This window comes from Fictibacillus sp. 26RED30, from assembly GCF_015903845.1.
In the GTDB taxonomy this organism is placed as follows: Bacteria; Bacillota; Bacilli; order Bacillales; family Fictibacillaceae; genus Fictibacillus; species Fictibacillus phosphorivorans.
In genome coordinates this window covers 1,527,627-1,551,487 of record NZ_JACZDV010000001.1, presented here as the reverse complement: position 1 = coordinate 1,551,487, position 23,861 = coordinate 1,527,627, and the positions used below count along the sequence as shown (strand labels likewise).

Here is a 23,861-nt window from a genome sequence, read left to right as displayed (position 1 = left end):
CTTCTCTTCGAATAAGGAGGATTAATAAAGTGGAACAAGATCAAAACAAACCCAAGATCACAATGGGTATGCTTTTTCAAAACAAAGTCATTCGTACCATTCTTTTTTCGGTACTCTTTTTACAGATAGGGATATGGGTTCGTAACTATTCGATTCTATTGTACGTGATAGAAAAAACGAACGAAAATCCAATCGCGGTATCTTTAATATCTGTAGCAGAGTTCGCTCCAATCTTTTTGTTTTCTTTCATAGGAGGAACATTCGCTGATAGATGGAAACCCAAAAAGACGATGATTTGGTGTGATCTATTAAGCGCTGTATCTATCTTTGTCGTATTATTAACGCTGCTTTTTGGAAGCTGGAAAGTCATATTCTTTGCAACACTCGTTTCATCGATCTTGTCTCAATTTTCTCAGCCATCAGGTATGAAGTTATTTAAGATACATGTACCTGAGGAGATGGTTCAGTTAGGGATGTCAATGTATCAAACACTTTTTGCTGTATTTATGATTCTAGGACCTATTCTCGGGACTTACGTATACCAGCAATTTGGTATTACAGCTGCGATAGCAATTATGGGAATCGCGTTCGTATTGTCTGCCGTAATTCTTCTATTACTTCCTCCTGATGAAGAAGTAGAAAAAACGGAAGAGAAACCATCCATTTGGTTAGAGATGAAAGAAGGTTTCAGCTATGTGCTCAACAGACGTTCTTTAACTTTACTAGGTGCATGTTTCGCCGTAGCGGGATTAGCTTTAGGTTTGACACAGCCGTTAACCGTTTTCTTAGTTACAGAGCAACTTGGTCTTCCAAAAGAAGAACTTCAATGGCTCATGGCTGCATTCGGTACTGGAATGATCTTAGGTGGAGGTTTAACCATCGGAATCGCGAGCAAAGTAAAGCCACAATTATTATTGGCTTTAGGAATGGGAGCAAGTGCGATCGGATTTATGATTATGGGATTCTCCGAACATTTTTGGTTAACCTTATCTGCCGAGTTCATAAGTGGTCTTTTCATGCCATGTGTTCACATTGGTATTAATACACTAATTCTCCAGAATACAGAAGCAAAATTTATAGGTCGTGTGAACGGAATATTAAATCCACTATTTATGGGTGCAATGGTTCTTACGATGTCCATTACCGGTTGGCTAAAAGAAACATTTTCACTTGTATTGATGTTTGAAGGGGCAGCACTTCTTTTTGCTATCGGTATATTAACGATGCTACCACTTATTCGACAAAAAGTTGTTCCAGTGGCTGAAGTTGAGAAAGCCTAAATGTAAAAATCCTCAAAAGCTATCTAAGCTTTTGAGGATTTTTTTATGCTTCTTGTAACCTTTAGCTGAATCGGAAAGAGGTGTGTGTCGATAGACGTCGAGGATTGTAAACTCGCGGATAAACAGCAAAAACTCGTGGATTGATGTAAGAATCTTTTGGATTTACACCCTGAACTCGTGGATTGAGAGTCAAAACTTTTGGATTCACCACTTACATGCTTAATTTACGGCTAGAAACAAACCATCACACAGCACTGTTGACGCTTTTTCAACCTCATACTGTTTTTCAAATCATTTAAATGGGTATTATAGATATATTTCCATCATTGTTGTAATGAATATTGAATGTCTAAAAATATAAGGGGAATCTAACATATGTCTATCTCACCAGATCAACGAATAACATTACACGGATTCAATAATCTTACTAAATCACTTAGCTTTAATCTGTATGATGTTTGTTATACGAAAACAAGAGAAGAGCGAGAAGCTTACCTTGAGTATATTGATGAGCAATACAACGCGGAAAGGCTTACGAATATTTTGCAAACTGTCTCCGATACGATTGGAGCTCATGTGCTTAATATAGCGAAACAAGATTATGTACCCCAAGGAGCCAGTGTTACAGTACTTGTTTCAGAAGGACCCATTGTTGAAGTACCTACTGATACATTTGATGAGAATTCCACAGCCATGCCTGAGTCTGTTGTGATGCAGCTTGATAAGAGTCACTTAACGGTCCATACATATCCAGAGTTTCATCCAGAAGAAGGAATCAGTACGTTTAGAGCGGATATAGATGTTTCTACTTGTGGAGAAATCTCGCCGCTTAAAGCACTTAATCATCTTATAAATTCATTTGATATGGATATTGTGACGATGGATTATCGAGTTAGAGGATTTACGAGAGATATTAAAGGTCACAAGCTATTCATTGATCATGATATCAATTCGATACAAAACTATCTTTCTTCTGATATTAAAGAGACATATACAATGATTGATACAAATATTTATCAAGAGAATATCTTTCATACAAAGTGCAAACTAAAGAATTTTGAACTCAATAACTATCTTTTCGGTTATACAAAGGATGAAATTGATAGTGAAACTCAAAAACACATCACAGGTTTAATCAATGCTGAGATGGACGAGATCTTTTACGGAAGAAACATTAACTCATCTAAACGTTAATAGCTTATAGGAAAATGGACCACTAAGAGAGTCTTAGTGGTCTTTTTTGCGTGAACAATATGAACAAAATGCATTTTATGCTGTTAAACTTCCATTTGAAAATCTGAATGTTAGGATTATGAAAAGTAAATGAAAGCGCTAACATTAAAAAAGGGATGTGAACATGATGAAAACAAAGAAATGGAAAAAATGGCTTGTAGCAGGCGTTATCTTATCTTCACTTACAGCTTGTAGTACGTCTGGGTCAAATGCTGGAGAATCCGATTATCCGAAAAAACCCATAACAGTGGTTGCTCCGTCGGGTGCTGGGGGTGGTTGGGATTTAACTGCGCGCTCACTGACCAAAATTCTAGGTGAAACGAAAACCGTTGATCAAACGATGACTGTTGAAAACAAACCTGGTGGAGGTGGAGCTGTCTATCTTGCAGAATTTGCAACACAACATAAAAAAGATGATTACAAGCTTTATGTTAACTCTCCGCCAATCTTGATCAATAACTTGAAAAAAGAGGGTAATAGTCCATACGGTTTTAAGGATACAACACCTCTTGCACAATTAACAAAAGACTTTGGAGCCATTGTTGTTAAAGAAGATTCTAAATACAACAATCTAAAAGAACTAATGGACGCTGTTAAAAAAGATCCAAAGTCTGTCACAGCAGCTGGTGGATCCGCACCAGGATCCATGGACCATCTCGTAGCTGTTCTACCTGCTTACAAATCTGACATTGATCCTAAAACAGTCAAGTATGTTTCATACGATGGCGGTGGTGAGGCGATTGCTGCCCTATTGGGAGGAAATGCAGATTATATTGCAACTGATGCTTCTGCGGTAGGTGAATATTTAAAAGCTGGGAAAGTAAAAGTGCTTGGTATTTCTTCAACGGAACGATTAAAAGGTGACCTGGCAGATGTTCCGACATTTAAGGAAGCTGGAATCGATGCAGAATTCACGATTTGGAGAGGTGTCTTCGGACCGAAAGAGATGTCTGATAGTGCAGTGTCATATTGGGATAAAACATTAAAGAAATTAAATGAAAGTAAAGAATGGCAGGACGAGCTAGAACGAAACGGTTGGGAATCAGAATTTAAGGATGGCAAAGAATTTGAAACCTTCTTAAAAGATCAAGAGAAGCAAGTTGAAGACCTTTTAAAATCACTAGGAATGAATAAATAGTTATGACATGGAGAAGTATTTGTGCTTCTCCTTTTTTCAAACAAGGAGGGAAGTACTTTGCAAACAGGAAAATTTGATCGTTATGCAAGCATCTTATTTGCTTTACTTGGAGCAGCTTTTTTAATTGAAAGTCGCAACATTTCGAAAAGTGCTTATGGAAGTGAAGTCGGACCTAACGTTTTTCCCTTTCTTTTAGGACTTATTCTTATCTTACTAAGCGTTAAACTCTTTCTTGAATCGTTTAAAAATATACAAAAAGAAAAAAAGAACAAAGAAAGCTTACAGATAAAAAGATTTATCATTATCTTGACCGCAAGTCTTCTGTACGCAGGTTTCATCGAAACACTTGGTTATATCTTAAGTACTTTCTTATTTTTGTTTGTTTCCTTTCAAGCGATGGAAAGAGGAAGTTGGATAAAAAATGGAGTCATTGCTTTGGCATTCTCATTCTTTGTTTATTATTTATTTGTTGTTGTTTTGAAAGGCTCGTTGCCTGGAATGCCAATTTGGTTTAGTTAGGAGGATTAATGATGGGTGTTATGGATTTTTTAATGCAAGGATTTCAGACGGCCATTCAGCCGCAAAATATATTCTTTGCTTTTATCGGAGTATTAATTGGAACGGCAGTAGGGGTTTTACCAGGAATTGGACCGATGAGTGGTGTTGCACTCTTAATTCCTGTAACCGCTACTTTCACGAGCGGAATGGATCCTTCGGCAGCTGCTACAAGTTCTATCATTCTTTTAGCGGGTGTTTATTATGGAGCCATGTACGGTGGATCTACTACATCCATTCTATTAAACACACCTGGTGAATCTTCATCTGTTGTTACAACGCTTGATGGTTATCAAATGGCTCGGCAAGGCAGAGCAGGAGCTGCACTATCGATCGCAGCTATCGGTTCTTTCTTTGCCGGAATTGTTTCCATCATCGGATTGGTATTATTAGCAGACCCGCTTTCAGAGATGGCATTGAAATTCGGACCTGCAGAGTATTTCTCTTTAATGCTGTTAGGCCTCGCCGCAGTTAGTGGCTTGGCGGGAGGATCGATCACGAAGGCATGGATGATGACCGTAACCGGCCTTTTGATTGCAACGATCGGAATCGATGCGGTCTCTGGCGTTGCTCGATTCACCTATGATATTCCTGTTCTATTTGGAGGTCTTGAATTTTTAACGGTTGCTGTTGGCCTCTTTGCATTAGGTGAGGTATTTAAGACGGTTCTGCATAAGGAAGAAGAGGCTGAAAAGGTGGCGAAAGTTGGGAGAGTTATCCCTTCTAGAGCAGATCTAAAAGAAAGTGCCGGACCGATTGCCCGAGGTTCTTTTTTAGGATTCTTTATTGGTGTCTTACCAGGCGCAGGCGCAACACTTGCTTCTTTCTTCTCATATATCGCTGAAAAGAAGATAAGTAAAAATCCTGAAAAGTTTGGTAAAGGAGCGATTGCTGGAGTTGCCGCTCCTGAGTCAGCCAATAACGCAGCTTCAGGAGGAGCAATGATTCCATTATTAACACTCGGAATTCCGGGATCTGGAACGACAGCGATTCTTATGGGAGCTCTAATCATGTATAACGTTCAGCCAGGTCCTTTATTATTTAGTGATCACCCGGACGTAGCATGGGGGTTAATCGCTTCGATGTTTATCGGAAACTTGATGCTTCTCATCCTTAACATGCCGCTTGTTAAGGTTTTTGCGAAAATCATTGAAACACCAGCTAAATACTTGCTGCCTATTATTATTGCTATCTCTGTCTTTGGTGTTTACGCTGTACAAGTAACCACTTTCGATCTGTTTTTATTGATCGGCTTTGGACTTGCTGGATATCTTTTAGCACAGAATGACTATCCGATTGCTCCTCTTGTACTCGGCTTAGTATTAGGACCAATGATTGAAAACAACATGAGACGCGCATTAACAACATCAAACGGTGATTTTATGGTATTTGTTCAACAACCCATTTCTGCATTTTTCTTGGTTTGCGCGGTATTATGGATTCTCGTTCCATTCTTTCTGCGATTAAAAGGAAAAAATGTTGTTGTGAACGTTGAAGGATAAGAGTTGATACGTAGAGAAGACTTTCTATTCTAAGAAAGTCTTTTCTATTTTTACGGAGGGAAACTATGAAACTGCAAACAAAATTAATTCTCATCAGCTGTTCCCTAATTTTTATTGTGGTCACGATTTTAGCACTTATCTTTCAGAATATGTTTGAAGACACGATGAAGAGTCAAATTGGGGAGAGGGCACTAAGTGTTTCTTATGCAGTAAGTAACAATCCACTTGTTATTGATGCGTTTGAAAGTGATGATCCCTCTAAATTGATCCAGCCTTATGCAGAGAAAATCAGAAAGAAAACAAGGGCTCATTACATCGTAGTTGGAAACAAAGAAGGTGTTCGTTATTCACACCCCATCATAGAACGAATCGGTAAGAAGATGGTTGGTGGTGACAACCAAAAAGCTCTATCTGGTGAACCGAGTATCACTGAAGCAACAGGCTCACTTGGTCCAGCTGTACGAGGAAAATCACCCGTTATAAATAATGACGGCGAAATCATTGGATTGGTATCAGTGGGTTTTCTAACTGATCAGATCAAAAAGGACATTTGGCCGTATAAAATAAAAATAATCATTATAGGTACGATTACTTTGTTGCTAGGAACACTCGGTTCTGTACTGATTGCAAAAGGAGTAAAAAGAGCCACCCATGGATTAGAACCAAAAGAGATCGGATTGTTATACAAAGAAAAAAGCGCGATCTTGGAAGCGATTAGAGAAGGGGTCATTGCTGTTAATCGAGAAGGTGAAATAACCCTTGCCAATCACACTGCACTTCAGATGCTACAAACAGAAAGTGAGAGGTTATTAGGTGAAAATGTGTTAAAAGCTATTCCGAATACAAGATTACTTGATGTTATTGCTTCTGGAAGAAATGAATTTGACGAACAGATGAAACTCGGAAACACGAAAGTTATCGTGAATCGTATTCCAATACTAGATGATCATAATCAAGTCATTGGGGCGGTAGCGACATTTAGAAACAGAGATGAGCTTTATCGATTAAGTGAAGAACTCGCGCAAGTGAAAAGCTATAGTGAAGGCTTAAGAGCTCAAACTCATGAATTCTCAAATAAACTGTATTTAATATCCGGACTTATTCAACTGGGTTCTTATCAGGAGGCACAAGATATTATTACAAAAGAATCAAATGTTCATCATCATTTTACACAATTTATTATGAAGCATATTTCTGATCCTTATATAGGCGGTCTATTAATTGGTAAGTTCAATAGTTCGAATGAGCTAAGAGTAGAATTTTCGATTGATCCTTCAAGTCACCTAAAAGATATTCCAGACTCGATCGACAGACAATTACTAGTTACGATCATAGGTAATCTAATAGATAATAGCATGGAAGCTGTAATAGAGTCAGGAACATATGACCCAATAGTAACAATCAATCTTTCTGATTTTGGAGAACAGCTGATCATTGAAATTGAAGATAATGGAGAAGGAATTCCTGAAGATATCGCTAATATGTTATATAAAAAGGGATTCTCTACAAAAGGACAGGATCGCGGCTATGGTTTATATCTAATCAACCAAGCTGTGGAAGTATTAGACGGTCATATCTTTTTTGAGAGAACAAAAGCGGGAACAACGCTTTTCACTGTAATAATCCCAAAAGAATAGAGGAAAGACATCATGAGTTCATGGGAAGTTTTTATCGTTGAAGACGACATTCGAATTGCCGAGATCAACAAAAAATTCGTTGAAAAAGTAGAAGGTTTTTCGGTATGTGGCATAGCATTAAACGAGGAAGAGGCAAAAGAACAGATTTCGATTTTAAGACCTGACTTAGTAATCTTAGATATTTATTTTCCAGATATGAATGGACTAGATCTACTAAGATGGATTAGGAGTGAATTTCGAGGGATCGAAGTCATCATGGTAACAGCGGCAACAGAGGTGAAAACGCTAAAGGTTGCTCTTGAAGATGGGATTTTTGATTACATAGTAAAGCCCGTCATCTTTCAGCGGTTTAAAGATACTTTATTACAATTTACCGATTATAAGCGATCTATCTCTCAACTGTCAGCGGATAAAGAAGTCAATCAAAATATGATCGATTCTTTATTAAAACGCGAGAAGGTCGAGATAGAACCATACTTACTCCCTAAAGGAATCGATCCTATTACACTTGAAAAGATCTTGTCCATATTGATGCACCATCAAAAAGGCTTTACTGCAGAAGATCTTGGACAGCGTACCGGAGTTAGTCGAACAACGGCAAGGAGATACCTTGAATACCTCGTTTCAGAACAAAAAGCAAAAGCGGACATCACTTATGGGGGTGTAGGCAGACCAGAAAGAATCTATAAATATGGACTATAGTATAGAGCGACCTGTTTATCGGGTTGCTTTTGTTTTGATTCTTATACTACTAAAAATTAGTTAAGTTGATGTATAATGTTCTACATAGATTTAAAGTTGAAAGAGAGTGAACAATATGGGACGTAAATGGAATAATATTAAAGAGAAAAAAGCATCAAAAGACGCAAATACGAGCCGTATTTATGCAAAGTTCGGTCGTGAAATCTATGTGGCTGCAAAACAAGGAGAGCCTGATCCAGAATCCAATCAGTCTTTAAAAGTCGTTTTAGAACGAGCAAAAACATATAGCGTTCCTAAAAACATCATCGACCGTGCGATTGAAAAAGCGAAAGGCGGATCCGATGAGAACTATGACGAGCTTCGTTATGAAGGTTTTGGTCCGAACGGATCGATGATTATAGTGGATACCTTGACGAATAATGTAAATCGTACAGTAGCGGAAGTTCGTTCTGCTTTTAATAAAAATAATGGAAACATGGGTGTTTCTGGTGCAGTATCATACATGTTCGATGCAACCGCTGTAATTGGTCTAGAAGGAAAGTCTGCTGATGACGTATTGGAGCTGTTGATGAAAGCAGACCTAGATGTTCGAGATGTAATCGAAGAGGATGAATCTGTTATTGTTTATGCTGAACCTGATCAGTTTCATGCTGTACAAGAAGCATTTAAGAATGTGGGTATTACAGAGTTTTCAGTAGCAGAACTAACGATGCTCGCACAAAACGATGTGGAACTCACTGAAGAATCACAAAGTCAATTTGAGAAATTGATCGATGCTTTAGAAGATCTAGAAGACGTGCAGCAAGTGTATCATAACGTTGATTTACAATAATTCTATATAAATGAAGGGTCAGTTCCTATTACAGGACTGGCTCTTTTTTATTGTCAGAGCAAAAAGAAAAAGCAACCGATTAATTCGATTGCTTTCTCATCCATAACATACAGATCGTGATGATCGTAAATCCAACGAACGAAAGGAGTGGAATCGTGATGAATCCTAGCCAGTTGATATACTGACCTGAACATGGAACACCAGATGTACACACTTCAAAAGCTTTTAGTGCAGGAATTTTTTGAAGAGCATAATGATAGCCTGAAACGATGATGCCCAAAATGGATAAAGGAAGGACATAACGTGTGACTTTATGATCTTGTTGATAAAAGGCAACACCTAGAAGAATGACTAATGGATACATCAAAATGCGTTGATACCAGCAAAAATTACATGGAACAAACTTCATGACTTCACTAAAAAACAGACTTCCTACCATGGAAACGATCGAAGCAAGCCAAGCGATCAATAAAGGTTTATTACCCACCTTTATTTACTCTCCTTTGAAGCATCATCAACCATTTCCTTTAAATCTTCTAAAGAGGTACCTTCAAACTTTTTACCATTTACAAACAATGTTGGCGTACTCGTTACACCAAGGTCATTTACAAGTGCTTCATCTGTTTTCAGCGCTTTTTCATTGTCCTTGTTCTCCCATGTTTCAGTAACTTTCTTAACATCTTCTTCTGAAGTTACTTCACCAAGTGTTTCTGTTAAGAATTTCTCTGTAAAGATGTCCTGTCGTTCTAGACTCTGATCGTCAGGTTGCTTTTCATATAGCGTCTTATGAAACTTCCAAAACGTTTCATTTCCTAATTCCTTATAAACAGATTCCGCAAATATAGCTGAGCGTTCAGAATCTACATTAATAAACGGATAGTTTAAAAAATAAAATTTCACTTTTCCTGTTTGAATCAGTTCTTTATCAATAAGCGGGAAGAATGACTCATTAAAGTTTTTACATGCGGGACACTTGTAATCTCCAAATTCAACAATGTTAACTGTCGCATCTTTCTCACCTAAGTAAGGCTGGTTTTCATAGGATATATCAGCTGTGGACGTATCATTATTATCAAGTGCACCGCTGAACAGAAAAATGATCAATCCTAGAGTCAAAATACCAATCGTCCAAAAAAGCCAAACAGGAGAAGAGTTGTTCTTTTTCTTTGAGCTGTTTACATAAGCCTTATTCTTTTTTTGTTTACCCATTGTTCACCTCGTAGAATTTTTACTAAATAAAAAGAAGTTACTTTTATCGTAAACAAAGTTGACGGTATTTACAATGAAGAAATATCGAACATTATGTTTTTATGTCTTTTTGATTATGCATAGCACCTTAAGGTTACAAAAACTAATTCTAAAAAAACTTGTATGCAAAAGCAGATTTTGGCAGTATAATTTTCTAGAAATTATATTAAACTAGTTTTCTGGGGGTCAGGGATGAAAAAGGTTGTAACTTTCTTATTGGCTATTACGATTAGCCTCGGCATCTTGCCGTTGTCAGCGTTCGCAATAAATGCAAACGACAAAGAGTATAAAGCGTTCTTACAAGAGATTGGTTGGAACTCAAAGGATTTTGTTGCTTATCTAGACAGTAAAGAGTGGGCATTAAGAGATTTTGATTCTGTCGATGAACTTGGTACACCCTTATCAGAAAAAGGTGTTCAAGCAGTGTTAAAAGAGTTTGCCATCAGTCGTGATAGACTCAATGAACTTCTTGTTGAATATGGAAATATAGAAGAAGGACAAGACGTTCTTGACGGAACTTATATTATCTTTGAAGAGGAATTGTTTGAGGAAGTTGATTTTATGATCGGCACACCTATAGATGACATTAATCTTCAAAAGTTATTAAGTGATTACGATTTAAAATCCATTGAAGAACTGGATGCTTTATTAAAAGAGAACGATGATTCACGTGACAACTATGAATATATCGAACACCTAGAATGGTCTGTTGATTATTATATCAATGGAGATGATTGGGAAGGAACTCTTATTAATGATGAAAATCTTCAACAATTATTAAGAGATTACAACTTAGCTTCTCTTGCGGAACTGGACGCTTTATTAAAAGAAAATGATGATGCAAGAGAAAATTACGAATACATTGAAGATCTTGAAGGAGCCGTTGATTTCTATATAAATGGCGATGACTATATGGGTGATGATATCGAGGATCTATTTACAGAGATTGGTTTAACAGAGGAAGAAATAGAGAAGCTTTTAACTCATATGGAAACTCTTAATTGGGAAGATCCAGCATTTCTTGATCAAATGATGGTACTTGCAGAAAGAATGATGGCATTTGATGATTTTGAAACTGCAGACGAACTTACTTCTGAACAAGTTGCTGAACTATTATCCATCTTTTCTGAGATGAAGCAGCTGTTACAACTTGAAACAAAATACTATCTAATTGTAGATGGACAAAAACAAGCTGTGTCGATGGATACATTGATGACGATGGAAACGACAAATGGAAATGATCTTATCATGGAAATTTATAATCTAAATGGTGAGTTATTAGCTGATATTCGTATCACAGCTGAAATGTTTGGCTCTGAAATGATTCAAGAAACAGGTAAAGATATTCAAAAAGTTGAAAAGATTGTCTCTGCAACTCCGACTAAAGCGAGTCCACCTGTAAAAACAGTGAAAGGCGGAAAACTTCCAACAACCGCAACAAACCATTTAGAGAATACTTTAATGGGTCTAGGTATTTTAGCAGCAGGAATATTCTTATTTAGAAGATTTCGGGTAAAAGGGATCTAATGAAAACGAGAAGTAGCATTCGAACGACACTTCTTATTTTTTCACTTGTTTTAATATTGCTTGGTTTTTGGTTTAGTACTACAAACGCTTATACATTTATTAAAGGATACATGCTCTTTCAAACGAGCCAGACAGGAAAGAGTTCAGAAAAGCCATCCAAAATACACATGAAGCATTCTGATCAGGAGGAAACACTCTATTCGGTAAGACCGAAAAAAGGTGAGAATATTGGTAACCTACTCATACCAAAATTAAATGCTACACTTCCTATTTTTCATGGAACAGATGAAGAAGAATTAGAAAGAGGTGTTGGTCATTTCGAGAAAAGTGTATTACCAGGAGAACAAGACAATGCTGTTCTATCTGGACACCGAGATACTGTTTTTCGAAAGCTTGGTGAAGTAGGAAAGGGGGATACGCTGATTGTGAAAACGTCAGCGGGAACCTTTACCTATAAAATTCGGAATGTGCGTATCGTAGACAAAGATGACAGAACTGTAATTGTACCTAAACCAAGAGCAACATTAACTGTTTCAACGTGCTATCCCTTTAATTTTATTGGTGCATCACCTGAGCGCTATATTCTTGTAGCAGATTTGATATCACAAAAGTTAACATAATCTACTTAGACAACATGAACTATTTATGTTGTCTTTTTTTAGTCCATTTTGCAAGAAGTGTGTACATCTTTTGTTTAAAAGTTAATTAAAACAGGTATGGATACCAATAATCCCAAAGGGTCTAAAGAAATCCCCCCTGATACATACTTAGAATAAACAACTAGAAAGTCGGAGGTTGAAACATGAAGAAAATATCATTGATTGTAGCAGCGTGTATGATTGTCGTGTTAGGCGTTGCTTTTGGCGTATACTCCTTTAACTCAAAAGAAATGGAAGTAACGGCTCTTGGAGATTCACTCGCTTACGGATTAGGTGATACAAAGGATAATGGGTATATAGGAGATGTGGAAGAGCGGTATGAAGAAGATTTAAACAAACACCTCGTTGTACATGACTTTGGAGTTCCAAATGATACCAGCACAGATCTACTTAAGCGGCTGAGTAATCCTGAGATAGCAAAAACAGCTAAAAGCTCAGATGTGATTTTTATAAATATAGGTACGAATGATTTTTTGAAAAGTACGGATTTATTGACCAAATTTAACAAAGAAGAGCTAGCAGCCAACGAGGATATCTATAAAGAAAATTTGAACCAAATCATTCAAAATCTACAAAATCAAGAGTACCCGAAGACCATTTATATATTAGGTATCTATAACCCTAAAGCTGAATGGAGTGATATGTCTGTCGTTAACGAAGCCGTATCAAATTGGAATCAATCCACAATAGAAGTTACGAAGAAAAATAAAAATACTGCTTATATACGCACTGATGACCTTTTTATCGACAAAAATAAACGTAATTATTTCTCGGACAAACTTCATCCTAACGAAAAGGGCTATGCGTTAATCGGAAAAAGAGTTTACGAAACCATCCGACAAAGTACGGATTATAAATAAGTCACTTCATTAAAGTAAAGTCACATAAAGAGGTTTTCATTTTCAGACCTTTATCGTATAATGTGAGTTAACTTCATAAAGCTCGTATAATCGCAGGGATATGGCCTGCAAGTTTCTACCAAGCCCCCGTTAAGGGTTTGACTACGAGTGACGCAAACTTTCCATGCATTTTGTATTTCAAGATGTATTGGGCTATTTATGTGTTCCGATTTTGTTATACCGGAGAATTGCTTCACTCGATCAGAGAGAAGGAGTTCTCCGGTTTTTTGTATTTAATAAAAAAGTTTGAGGTGGAAAAATGAATTTTTTAGAAAAGAAAATTTGTGATGAAGGTATTGTTTTATCCTCGTCCGTTTTAAAAGTAGACTCGTTTTTGAATCATCAGATTGATCCTGAACTCATGGTTCAAATTGGTAATGAATTAGCGGATCGTTTTATCAGTGAAGGAATAACAAAAATAGTAACGATCGAATCGTCCGGTATAGCACCTGCTGTTTTCGCAGGATTAAAACTTTCCGTTCCTGTTGTTTTTGCTCGTAAAAAGAAATCGTTAACCTTAACAGAAGGACTATTAACATCAAGTGTTTATTCTTTCACAAAACAAGAGCAGAACGAGATTTCCGTTGCAAAGAAATTTATCCAACCAGGTGACAAAGTGCTGATCATCGATGACTTTTTAGCACACGGTGAAGCAGCTCTTGGTCTGGTAGAACTGGTTAACCAAGCAGATGCTACAATAGCCGGTTTTGGGATCGTAATCGAAAAATCGTTTCAAGTCGGTCGTCAAAAACTTGAGGAAAAAGGATATCGTGTTGAATCGATCGCAAGAGTTAAAGAAATGAACACAAATGGGATAACGTTCATCCAATCTGAGGTGATGTCTTCATGAAGAAGGGTAAAGTGGTTTCTCTAGGTATACAACACGTTCTAGCAATGTATGCAGGAGCGGTTATCGTACCACTAATCGTAGGAAGTGCTTTAAAATTATCTCCTGAACAACTAGCTTATTTAGTTGCCATCGATCTTCTAACATGTGGATTAGCTACTCTTATACAAGTTTGGCAGAATCGTTTCTTTGGAGTAGGTCTTCCTGTTGTTTTAGGTTGTACGTTTACAGCTGTAGGGCCAATGATTGCGATTGGTGGACAGTATGGGATGAGTGCCATTTATGGTTCTATTATTGCGGCAGGTTTGTTCGTTGTTATTTTTGCTGGAGCGTTCGGAAAAATTCTTAAGCTGTTTCCTCCAATCGTTACCGGCACCGTAGTTACGATAATTGGAATAACTTTAATTCCAGTCGCGATCAAAGACATGGCGGGTGGAGCGGGAAGCGAAAACTTTGGCTCACCACAAAACTTAATTCTTTCTTTTGGCGTTTTAGCATTCATCCTTCTTTTATATCGTTTTTCTAAAGGGTTCATTCGATCCGTATCTATTCTAATAGGTCTAATTGCCGGAACTGTTGCTTCATCATTTCTCGGTTTAGTGAATTTCACACCAGTCATGGAGGCCTCATGGGTTCATATGCCAAAACCCTTTTATTTTGGAGTTCCAACCTTTGAAATTGGTGCGATCATCACAATGATTTTAGTTGCAATCGTAAGTTTGATTGAGTCTACAGGGGTGTTTATGGCTTTAGGTAAGATATGTGATAGAGATTTAACACCGAAAGACTTAACAAAAGGATATCGAGGGGAAGGACTTGCTATTATATTAGGTGGAATCTTTAACGCATTTCCTTATACGACCTATTCACAGAACGTCGGACTTGTTCAGTTATCTGGCGTTAAAGCAAAGCAGGTGATATATGTTGCAGGAGGTATGTTAATCTTCCTAGGTTTGATGCCAAAAGTTGCTGCACTTACAACATTAATCCCAACAGCCGTTATGGGCGGAGCGATGGTTGCCATGTTTGGGATGGTGTTTGCATCAGGTATCAAAATGCTCAGTGAAGTAAACCTTGCCAAACAAGAAAATCTTCTCATTATTGCTTGTTCCGTAGGTATGGGATTAGGCGTAACGGTTGAACCTGAACTTTTCAAAAGTCTTCCTGAGAGTATTCAGATTCTCACAGAAAATGGAATCGTAGCTGGAAGTTTGATGGCTGTTACATTAAATCTTTTATTTAACACCAAGTCTAAAAAAGTGATCGTTTCTCACGTGCAAAAAAGCCAGAAGGAAGCGGTATAAACGAAGAAGCGGCTATGATCCTCACTGAAACCAGTGGATGATAGCCGCTTTTTATGTTTGATGTGGTCTAATTTTTCCTTTTTCGATTTTGTTCTCTTCGATGTCATCAAATTATACATCTCGGGATGTGCAAAAGCACTTCTTTCCAGAATAGGATTTCGTTTACCTGCACGAACGCGTTTTTCTCTCATTTTCTTTGCTTTTGATTTTGCCATTTTCTTCATTCCTTTCAATTCACTAGATGGAAGTTAATGGATGATACAAAATTACTATACTATATTTATACGATGAAAAGATACACGTTGTGTAGAAATGCACAGAATCTTGAAAAAACAAGCTAGCATTATCAGAAAAGGAAGATTATAATCTTCCTTGGGACCAAAATGTTAGGATTTTCGGATAATTCAAGTAAGTTGCTTTGAAATAGCTTTTGTTTTTCGCCTCATCCACAGCTGATTGAAGTGGAAGATGCTTCTAAAGGCACGTAACTACAGGAGGCATATATTCGAAGTAGCAGACGATCCTCCTTGATCTGACCAGTTAGTCTCAATCATATGAAATAAAGGGGTTATTGTTGTGAATAAAAATGTTAAGAAAGTAGCTTCACTTACTTTAGCTATCAGTCTATTAAGTTCACCTTTAGCTGGCCAAGCCATCGCTAAAATGCCAGCAAAACACAAAAGTAAAGTTAACCTCAGAATCATGGAAACAACAGATATTCATACAAACCTACTTAACTTCGATTATTACAAAAATGCAGCATCTGAAAACGTTGGGCTAGCAAAGACAGCTACACTTGTTAAAACAGCTCGAGAAGATTTAAAGTACAGTCAGAACAGTGTGTTAGTTGATAACGGAGACCTCATTCAAGGTACACCACTCGGCACATATAAAGCAAAGATCGCTCCATTAAAAGACGGGGAAGTTCATCCGGCCATCGCAGCTATGAATCTAATGGATTATGATATGGCAACACTCGGTAACCATGAGTTCAATTACGGCCTCGACTTTTTAGCAGAAACGTACGATGATGCTAACTTTCCTTTTGTAAACGCTAACGTGTACGTGGATGATCATGATAATAATCCTAAAAATGATGTAAACAAATACTCACCATACAAAATTGTAAAGAAATTCGTTAGAGATGAATACGGCGGACCGAAGCTTTTGAAAATTGGTTATATTGGTTTCGTGCCACCACAGATTAACGAATGGGATAAATCACACCTTGATGGGAAAGTAATTACGAAGAATATCATTGAAAGTGCAGAAAAGTTTATCCCGCAGATGAAGAAAAAAGGTGCAGATATTATCATCGCACAAGCTCACTCTGGCTTTAACGGAAGTGAAGCGAACACAGAAGATGTTATCTATTCCCTCAGCAAAGTAAAAGGGATCAGTGCCATCACATTCTCACATACACATAAAATATTCCCAGCAGCTGATGAGAAATCATTAGATGCGTTATTTAAAGATGCTAAGGGCAATGTTCTTCCTGGGATTGATAATGCGAAAGGTACGATTAACGGTGTGCCAGCTGTACAAGCAGGATATGGCGGAGGATCACTTGGTCTGATCGACTTAACCCTTCAACAAGATCGTGGAAGATGGAAAGTCGTTTCTTCTCAGTCTTCAGTTAGAAGTGCAGCTACCGTTAAACCAGACGAAAAAGTGGTGAAGACTGTAAAAAATGTACATGATGCAACGATCAAGTACGTAAACACACCAATCGGTTCAACGACAGACGATATTCATAGCTTCTTTGCACTCGTTCAAGATGACCCATCTGTTCAAGTCGTAACGAATGCTCAGAAATGGTACGTAGAAAAATACATCTCGTTAAACAAACCAGAATACAAAGATATTCAAATTCTTTCCGTTGGAGCACCATTTAAAGCAGGAAGAAATGGCGTTAGTGAATTTACTGAGATTCAAAAAGGACCACTAACGATTCGCAGTGCAGGTGACCTCTACCTTTATGACAACACGTTAAAAGCACTTAAAGTAAAAGGATCTGTTGTAAAAGAGTGGTTAGAAATGTCCGCTGGTAAATTTAAGACGATCGATCCTAACAAAACAGAAGCACAAGAACTCTTAGATGCAGGTTTCCCTGTTTATAACTTTGACGTAATCGACGGTGTTAATTATCAAGTCGATGTAACAAAAGCTCCTAAGTATGATAAAAACGGAGCAGTGATTAACGCTAATAGCAATCGTATCGTAAATCTATCGTACGACGGAAAAGCAGTTGATCCTAACCAAGATTTCATCGTAGTAACAAACAATTACAGAGCGGGTGGCGGCGGAAACTTCCCAGGTGTAAAAGGCAGCGAATATATAGTTGACTCTGCTGATGAGAACCGTCAGATCTTAATGGATTACATTACAGAGATGAAAGAGATCACGCCAACTGCGGACAACAACTGGTCGATTGCTCCGATTAGTGGAAATGCTAACGTAACGTTCTTATCGTCACCGAACGGTCAAAAATATACGAGTGAGACAGGTAAGATTCAATATACGAACAAAACAGACGCAAACGGATTTGGAATTTATAGTATTGATCTAAAATAAAGAAGAGGAAAGAGAGCCTAAATGGTTCTCTTTTTTTATATGGAAAAGAAGGTGTAAATCAGTTTTAGTAGAAATATAAAAATTGTAGCAAAGATAAATAAAGTTTGATACAATAAAAACGAACAAATGTTCTTGTGTCGAAAAAATGAGACGATGAGGTGCTAAAAAATGATTGTAGCAGTGAATCCTTATGTAGTAACAAATGGAAACGGAAAAGAAGCAGTAGAGTTTTATGTAGACGCTTTTAACGCAGAGCTTATCTCACTTCAAACGTTCGGAGAGATGCCAGAGGATCCTAATCATCCACTTCCAGAAGAAGCAAAGGACCGCGTAATGAACGCTCAATTTAAAGTAGGCGATACTGTTATGATGCTTTCTGATAATTTTCCAGGGATGCCTTATACGATTGGAAATCAAGTAACCATCGCGATTCAAATCGATTCAGTGGATTCATCCAAACAAGTTTTTGAGAAACTCTCTAAAGAGGGTAAAGTTACAATGCCTTTACAAGAAACATTCTGGAGTCCATCATATGGCCAAGTAACAGATAAATATGGTGTAGAGTGGCAAGTTTCTGCAATTCCTCAAGACTAAATACAAATTAAGCAGACCCTTTCTTTTACATGGAGAGGGTCTTTTTGTTTAGTTCTCTTTTTTAAAGGTTATTTTAGTAATGTATCATTATAATAAATGAGAAAGTCAAAATGATTGACTACCTATCATAAACATATTATAGTGATTTCACTAATACATGTTCATAAGTTTAAACACTTAATTTTATGTTGTAGGAGGCGTAAAGCTTGAATCAGCCAAACACGATGAAAGATAGCACAAAGGAATCAATTGATAAACTTGTACATGCTCAAAGAACTTACTTTCGAAGCGGCGTAACTCGATCATATGATTTCCGTATGAAAGCTTTAAACAACCTTTCAAAGCTTGTTAGAAACAACGAAGCGAAGATTCTTCATGCATTAAAGACAGATTTAAATAAATCTGAAGCAGAAGCCTATACAACGGAGATCGGCTTTTTATTAGAAGAGATTCGTCACACTCAAAAACATCTCAAAAAATGGATGGAACCTAAAAAAGTAAAAACAGCAAAAACCCATATTGGCTCAAAAGGGTATACCATCGCCGAACCTTATGGCGTCACATTAATCATCGCACCCTGGAACTATCCATTCCAACTGCAACTTGCTCCATTAATCGGTGCTATCGCAGCTGGTAATACGGCTATTTTAAAACCATCCGAACTTACGCCACAAACGTCAAAACTATTGGATGAATTGATCAAAGAATACTATCATCCTGACTTTATTGCAGTCGTAGAAGGCGGAGTTGAAACCAATCAGATCTTGCTCGATCAACCATTGGATTATATATTCTTCACAGGCAGCGTACCTGTAGGTAAAATTGTGATGGAAGCAGCAAGTAAGAGACTTATTCCTATCACATTAGAATTAGGTGGCAAGAGTCCTTGTATTGTAGATGAAACAGCAGACCTTAAGCTTGCTGCGAAGCGAATAGCGTTCGGTAAGTTCACGAACGCTGGACAAACATGTATAGCACCAGACTATATCTATCTACACAAAAACATACGTCAACCATTCATTGAGACATTTAAAGAAGTAATCAAAGAATTTTACGGAGAAAACCCACTGCAAAACGAAGAATTTGGTAAGATCGTAAATGATCGTCATTTCAATCGTTTAAAAGGTTACTTATCAGAAGGAGAAATACTTTTCGGTGGTCGATACGATGAAATCAGTGAAAAGATTGAACCAACTTTAATAGCACCATCTGACACTTCTTCACCTGTTATGACTGATGAAATCTTTGGACCCATCTTTCCAGTCATGGAATATGAAAACATCGATGAAGTGATTGAATTTGTTGTAGAACGTCCAAAACCACTCGCACTATACCTTTTTACAATTAACAAAGAGACTGAAGAAAAAGTAGTGAGTAACATCTCATTTGGTGGTGGATCGATCAACGATACATTGATGCACATCGCCACACCATATCTGCCGTTTGGTGGAGTAGGAGAGAGCGGGATTGGAAGTTATCATGGTGAGTCCAGTTTCGTTGCGTTTTCTCATAACAAAAGTGTGCTCAATCAAACGAATAAATTCGACTTTAGTTTTCGATATCCGAACGCAAAACTCGGCTTGAAAATCATTAAAAAGTTAATGAAATAAAGCTTATTTCTAGACGCTATCATTTGAGATAGCGTCTTTTTTGTGGGCAAAAGTGCCAAATACTCGACTGGAGAACAAGTGTTCGGTTTGATAAAAGTAAGTGAATAAAGGAGTTGATTGGCATGCGGAAAAAGAAATGCACCATGAGTATTCATACCATTATTGAACGTTTTCAGAGTGGAATGACCAGCAATTAGATCCCATTAGAGGCAAATGTGACAGCAAGATATATCAATAGTGTTCTGCAACAACATAACGGGGAAAGACAACCACACAGCAGTTGGTTGAGACGAAGATTACTTCAAAACATGGTCAGCATCTATGGCAATGTACCTGAGAAGTATTTAAGTCATTTTGTTAGGCGTTTCTTTGATGGTGATGGGAATACTAGTTATCAAAGAAAGATAATAACGTTAGTTGGTGGATCAGAAAAATTTAAGACGTCATTTAAGCTAATACTTGAACGATACGACTTTGAACCAGTGTTTAAAAAAACCAGCAATCACAACTATAGAATTTTTATCTCTGCAGAAAGTATCAATAAAAGTATCAATAACCTTAAAGAACATAAAAAACCAACAACCCTTTTTTGTGTGAACAAGAGAGAGATAGATGTATTTTATTTTCGTAATTTGTTAACATAATATCTATTCTCGGCAACTATGTAAAACATAATGAAACAAGTCTCAAAACCAAAGATTACTTAAGATAGTGAGACAAAAACGAAAAAATTTCAGATGTTAAGCTATGTAAATTGCTACATCTTAAAATCAACTTCTAGACGCAGCAAAATTTTATTATCTTATTCTATACTGCGAATTACTCTGACCACCAAATAAACTACTTTTCTTACATTGATGAATGCTTGATTCGATACAACAGTTCGATGACTCTTCTCTAAACCCTTCAATGGTTGGTGTCGGTGTAATAAACAATGATGCTGTATTGATTGTAATCGTCCCTGCAGAAATTAGCGGTGTAATTGATCGTAAGATGATTGAAACTGATTCACCTGGCATCAATCTCACATTCAGCCCTAACTCCAAATTTGTATTCGCTGAAAATCCTGCTGGTGAAGCGGCTGGAAAGAATTGAGTTGACGTTGAATCTGCAATTACCCTCCCTGTGCTCGTAACAAGTTCGAATAAAAGTGTATTTGCCACTCCAGTTGTAGTTGTAACTGTGGAACTAATTAAATATGCTATGTCATAGACACCGCCTGTTGTAGTTTGTAAACCTGAAGCTACACCGTTTCTCAAAAATTCAATACCAGTTGTCGTTACTGCATCATCAAGTGTTATTAGTATTGGAAAAGTTGTAGTCGTTGTTGTTAACGGTTGGAAAGATATTTCTTTTACTGCGATTCCAGAACCAAGTCCTGCTCTATTCAAATCATCGCATGAAAAACAGTCATTATGAAAGTGATTTCTTCTTTTAGCCATTTTGCAGTCTCCCTTCATCCCTATTCATATTATTTAATGAAAGATCTCACTTTTTCGACATGGACAATAGTGGAATAAATCGAAATAACTTTTCATATTTATGGATTCATAGTATAATGCTTTAAATCCGACATAACTCATAGGATTTGGAGGTTTTATAGTTATGGAACAAAAAGAGACTTATCTTTCATCAAATAAACAACGAGTGTTTCAACCTACTACTGTTGTTGCGAAATTACAGCCTATGCAAAGGACTTACGTAATTTTTGGAGTCCTTGCAGCAATGATTTTGCTTTTTTTTACAGTTCAAGTTGCGAACTGGACACAAGGTAGCCTTTTTATAATTGGGTTAGCGCTTGGTGGAGCATTGCTATATGCACGATTCGGCTTTACTTCAGCATTTCGTAGATTGGTATCAGTCGGCAACGTTCAAGGACTTCAAGCACATATGCTGATGCTTGCCGTTGCAACCACATTATTCGCAATCATTTTAAGCACAGGTTTTAGTTTTACTGGTACAGATCCTAAAGGATACGTTTCACCTGTTGGTGTAAGTGTAATCTTTGGTGCCTTTTTGTTTGGTATTGGTATGCAACTTGGAAATGGCTGTGCATCTGGTACGCTTTATTCATTAGGCGGTGGCTCTTCATCAATGGTTTTGACTCTACTTTCCTTTATTGCAGGCTCATTATTGGGAGCTTATCATTTTACATTTTGGATGGAAGAAACACCATCATTCAAGCCGATTTCCCTTGCAGAAACAACTGGTTTTGGATACTTTGGTGCTTGGATACTTCAGATGGCACTATTTGCATTGATCTATTGGATTACAATATTAATCTCTAAAAAGAAAAATCCTCCAATGATGAAGCCTCTTCCTACTACTGTTGGTTGGAAAAAGATTCTTCGTGGATCTTGGCCGTTGTTTACTGCTGCAATTGTTCTGGCTTTACTTAATGCTTTAGTATTAACGATCAGAGGAAATCCTTGGGGTATTACATCAGCATTTGCACTATGGGGCGGCAAATTCTTAATGGAAACTGGCGTGGATGTTTCCAGCTGGGGTTATTTTGCTGGACCTAATGGTGAAGCTCTTACTAAGAGTGTTCTCACTGATTCTACGAGTGTTCTTAATTTCGGTATCATGCTAGGCGCGTTTATCTCGGCATCATTTCAAGGAACTTTTAAGCCTGGAAAAATCAAGCCAGGAGTAGCCGGTGCTTCTATTGTTGGTGGTCTATTAATGGGATATGGCGCAAGATTAGCTTTCGGTTGCAATATTGGGGCATACTTTGGTGGCATTGCATCATTTAGTCTTCATGGCTGGGTCTGGGCTGTAATGGCGATGTTCGGCACCTTTTTAGCACTGTTTATTAGACCTTTATTCGGATTGAAGAATCCTAAATCTACAGATTCAATCTGTTAATATAGAAAAAGCTAATGGATTACAAGCATCCATTAGCTTTTTTCTTATCTTGAAACCTCGAATAGTAGTTGTCCGATTTTCCCCATAATCCGCTTAGATTCAGTTCGATTTGGAACGTTTTTACTCAATATAGAAATTGCGTATGTACGACCTGGAAAATAGAATAATCCTACATTATGTTCCACCCCTGAAACATAGCCTGTCTTGTGAGCTGCTTCCCAATTCGGAATCATTCCAATTGCACCTTCTTCATTTGGAAGTAAACTCGGAAGTAAATCATTCATCTTCTGTTGTTTAAGAATCTTGATCATCCTGTCACATGCATTCATGGAAACAACTCTACCTGATGCTAAATGGATTAAAAACTGATTTATTTCATTCGGTGTTATAACGTTGAATTCACCAGGTTTTCTGTCGGGTGAAATTTGCAGCTTGTGATTCAGTTGGCTCGTTTTGAATCCCCATCCTGTCATATGTAATGCTATGTTTTCTATACCTACTAAATCAATCAAGACATTAGTTGCAGTATTATCACTTTCAATAATCATTAGCACAAGTAGATCATAAATTGTCCATTCCATACCTGCAGATAAATGCTTCAAAATACCATCGCCAGGTACAAAGTCTTCTTCATGAATTTGAATTTTATCCTTTAAACGGCACTTTCCTTCATATGCGTGTGCAAAAACAGCAGCCATGATAGGAACCTTTATAATACTAGCAGCATAGAAGGATTCATTTTCTTGAAAAGCAAAACTCTCTTTTGTTTTAAGATCATACAAAGAACAACCATACATCCCTTTGCCAGAAGATAATAATTCAGATAATGACTGTTCGATTTGATTAATCATA

At 37.3% G+C, this 23,861-nt stretch carries 23 protein-coding genes and 1 riboswitch; of the genes, 18 read left to right on the top strand and 5 right to left on the bottom strand.

Translation table 11 applies throughout. The features are described 5' to 3' along the window. The first annotated feature begins 62 nt into the window (after nt 1-62). From IHV11_RS07965 to IHV11_RS07930, 8 genes are all read left to right on the top strand, one after another. A complete protein-coding gene (locus IHV11_RS07965) occupies nt 63-1,280 on the top strand; it encodes an MFS transporter (RefSeq protein WP_197128238.1) in 1,218 nt (405 codons plus the stop codon). Between the two features lie 375 nt (nt 1,281-1,655). Continuing rightward, nucleotides 1,656-2,474: an adenosylmethionine decarboxylase gene (gene speD, locus IHV11_RS07960; RefSeq protein WP_197191027.1), complete on the top strand. Its 819-nt coding sequence runs from the start codon at nt 1,656-1,658 to the stop codon at nt 2,472-2,474. A 166-nt stretch (nt 2,475-2,640) separates the two neighbouring features. After that, the gene (locus tag IHV11_RS07955; RefSeq protein WP_197194953.1) at nt 2,641-3,651 is read left to right on the top strand and encodes a Bug family tripartite tricarboxylate transporter substrate binding protein; all 1,011 of its coding nucleotides are present in this window, start codon (nt 2,641-2,643) and stop codon (nt 3,649-3,651) included. A 57-nt stretch (nt 3,652-3,708) separates the two neighbouring features. After that, nucleotides 3,709-4,170 (top strand): tripartite tricarboxylate transporter TctB family protein, encoded by a 462-nt coding sequence (locus IHV11_RS07950; protein WP_197194291.1) that lies wholly within the window; start codon nt 3,709-3,711, stop codon nt 4,168-4,170. An 11-nt stretch (nt 4,171-4,181) separates the two neighbouring features. Continuing rightward, a complete protein-coding gene (locus IHV11_RS07945) occupies nt 4,182-5,708 on the top strand; it encodes a tripartite tricarboxylate transporter permease (protein ID WP_197194952.1) in 1,527 nt (508 codons plus the stop codon). A gap of 65 nt (nt 5,709-5,773) precedes the next feature. Then, the gene (locus IHV11_RS07940; RefSeq protein ID WP_197194290.1) at nt 5,774-7,345 is read left to right on the top strand and encodes an ATP-binding protein; all 1,572 of its coding nucleotides are present in this window, start codon (nt 5,774-5,776) and stop codon (nt 7,343-7,345) included. Nucleotides 7,346-7,357: 12 nt separating this feature from the next. Beyond that, nucleotides 7,358-8,047, top strand: coding sequence for a response regulator (locus tag IHV11_RS07935; RefSeq protein WP_197194289.1), 690 nt, complete (start codon nt 7,358-7,360; stop codon nt 8,045-8,047). A 115-nt stretch (nt 8,048-8,162) separates the two neighbouring features. After that, nucleotides 8,163-8,879 (top strand): YebC/PmpR family DNA-binding transcriptional regulator, encoded by a 717-nt coding sequence (locus tag IHV11_RS07930; protein WP_197194288.1) that lies wholly within the window; start codon nt 8,163-8,165, stop codon nt 8,877-8,879. A gap of 79 nt (nt 8,880-8,958) precedes the next feature. Here the strand turns inward: IHV11_RS07930 and IHV11_RS07925 are convergent, their stop codons facing one another. Continuing rightward, nucleotides 8,959-9,366: a disulfide oxidoreductase gene (locus tag IHV11_RS07925; protein WP_197194287.1), complete on the bottom strand. Its 408-nt coding sequence runs from the start codon at nt 9,364-9,366 to the stop codon at nt 8,959-8,961. 2 nt (nt 9,367-9,368) lie between these two features. Next, nucleotides 9,369-10,088: a DsbA family protein gene (locus IHV11_RS07920; RefSeq protein WP_197194286.1), complete on the bottom strand. Its 720-nt coding sequence runs from the start codon at nt 10,086-10,088 to the stop codon at nt 9,369-9,371. A gap of 231 nt (nt 10,089-10,319) precedes the next feature. On the opposite strand from IHV11_RS07920, the gene IHV11_RS07915 reads away from it, so the two are divergent. The 5 genes from IHV11_RS07915 (at nt 10,320) to IHV11_RS07895 (ending at nt 15,363) form a co-directional block, all read left to right on the top strand. After that, a complete protein-coding gene (locus tag IHV11_RS07915; protein WP_197194285.1) occupies nt 10,320-11,654 on the top strand; it encodes a processed acidic surface protein in 1,335 nt (444 codons plus the stop codon). Beyond that, nucleotides 11,654-12,274: a class D sortase gene (locus IHV11_RS07910; RefSeq protein ID WP_197194284.1), complete on the top strand. Its 621-nt coding sequence runs from the start codon at nt 11,654-11,656 to the stop codon at nt 12,272-12,274. Before IHV11_RS07915 ends, IHV11_RS07910 begins: the two co-directional genes overlap by 1 nt. A gap of 182 nt (nt 12,275-12,456) precedes the next feature. Further along, nucleotides 12,457-13,173, top strand: coding sequence for a GDSL-type esterase/lipase family protein (locus tag IHV11_RS07905; protein WP_197194283.1), 717 nt, complete (start codon nt 12,457-12,459; stop codon nt 13,171-13,173). Between the two features lie 62 nt (nt 13,174-13,235). Continuing rightward, a riboswitch (purine riboswitch) is annotated at nt 13,236-13,337 on the top strand. 134 nt (nt 13,338-13,471) lie between these two features. Next, nucleotides 13,472-14,062, top strand: coding sequence for a xanthine phosphoribosyltransferase (locus IHV11_RS07900; protein ID WP_197194282.1), 591 nt, complete (start codon nt 13,472-13,474; stop codon nt 14,060-14,062). Further along, the gene (locus IHV11_RS07895) at nt 14,059-15,363 is read left to right on the top strand and encodes a nucleobase:cation symporter-2 family protein (protein WP_197194281.1); all 1,305 of its coding nucleotides are present in this window, start codon (nt 14,059-14,061) and stop codon (nt 15,361-15,363) included. The genes IHV11_RS07900 and IHV11_RS07895 overlap by 4 nt, the downstream gene beginning before the upstream one ends. On the opposite strand, the gene IHV11_RS07890 is transcribed toward IHV11_RS07895, so the two are convergent. After that, nucleotides 15,330-15,578 (bottom strand): hypothetical protein, encoded by a 249-nt coding sequence (locus IHV11_RS07890; protein ID WP_197194280.1) that lies wholly within the window; start codon nt 15,576-15,578, stop codon nt 15,330-15,332. The genes IHV11_RS07895 and IHV11_RS07890 overlap by 34 nt on opposite strands. Before the next feature lie 361 nt (nt 15,579-15,939). Between IHV11_RS07890 and IHV11_RS07885 the strand changes: the two genes are divergently transcribed. The 4 genes from IHV11_RS07885 (at nt 15,940) to IHV11_RS07870 (ending at nt 20,785) form a co-directional block, all read left to right on the top strand. Further along, the gene (locus IHV11_RS07885) at nt 15,940-17,937 is read left to right on the top strand and encodes a bifunctional 2',3'-cyclic-nucleotide 2'-phosphodiesterase/3'-nucleotidase (protein WP_370568639.1); all 1,998 of its coding nucleotides are present in this window, start codon (nt 15,940-15,942) and stop codon (nt 17,935-17,937) included. Nucleotides 17,938-18,105: 168 nt separating this feature from the next. Beyond that, complete coding sequence (locus IHV11_RS07880) at nt 18,106-18,531, top strand: VOC family protein (protein ID WP_197194279.1); 426 nt, start codon at nt 18,106-18,108, stop codon at nt 18,529-18,531. Between the two features lie 224 nt (nt 18,532-18,755). After that, a complete protein-coding gene (locus IHV11_RS07875) occupies nt 18,756-20,141 on the top strand; it encodes an aldehyde dehydrogenase (protein ID WP_197194950.1) in 1,386 nt (461 codons plus the stop codon). Between the two features lie 215 nt (nt 20,142-20,356). Then, nucleotides 20,357-20,785: an LAGLIDADG family homing endonuclease gene (locus tag IHV11_RS07870; RefSeq protein ID WP_197194278.1), complete on the top strand. Its 429-nt coding sequence runs from the start codon at nt 20,357-20,359 to the stop codon at nt 20,783-20,785. 153 nt (nt 20,786-20,938) lie between these two features. Here IHV11_RS07870 and IHV11_RS07865 read toward each other — a convergent pair whose 3' ends face one another. Next, on the bottom strand, nt 20,939-21,583 hold the full coding sequence (locus IHV11_RS07865; RefSeq protein ID WP_197194277.1) for a hypothetical protein: 645 nt from the start codon (nt 21,581-21,583) through the stop codon (nt 20,939-20,941). A gap of 163 nt (nt 21,584-21,746) precedes the next feature. Between IHV11_RS07865 and IHV11_RS07860 the strand changes: the two genes are divergently transcribed. After that, a complete protein-coding gene (locus IHV11_RS07860; RefSeq protein WP_197194276.1) occupies nt 21,747-23,009 on the top strand; it encodes a YeeE/YedE family protein in 1,263 nt (420 codons plus the stop codon). Between the two features lie 44 nt (nt 23,010-23,053). Here IHV11_RS07860 and IHV11_RS07855 read toward each other — a convergent pair whose 3' ends face one another. Beyond that, a complete protein-coding gene (locus IHV11_RS07855) occupies nt 23,054-23,860 on the bottom strand; it encodes a serine hydrolase (protein WP_197194275.1) in 807 nt (268 codons plus the stop codon). Nucleotide 23,861 lies beyond the last annotated feature (1 nt).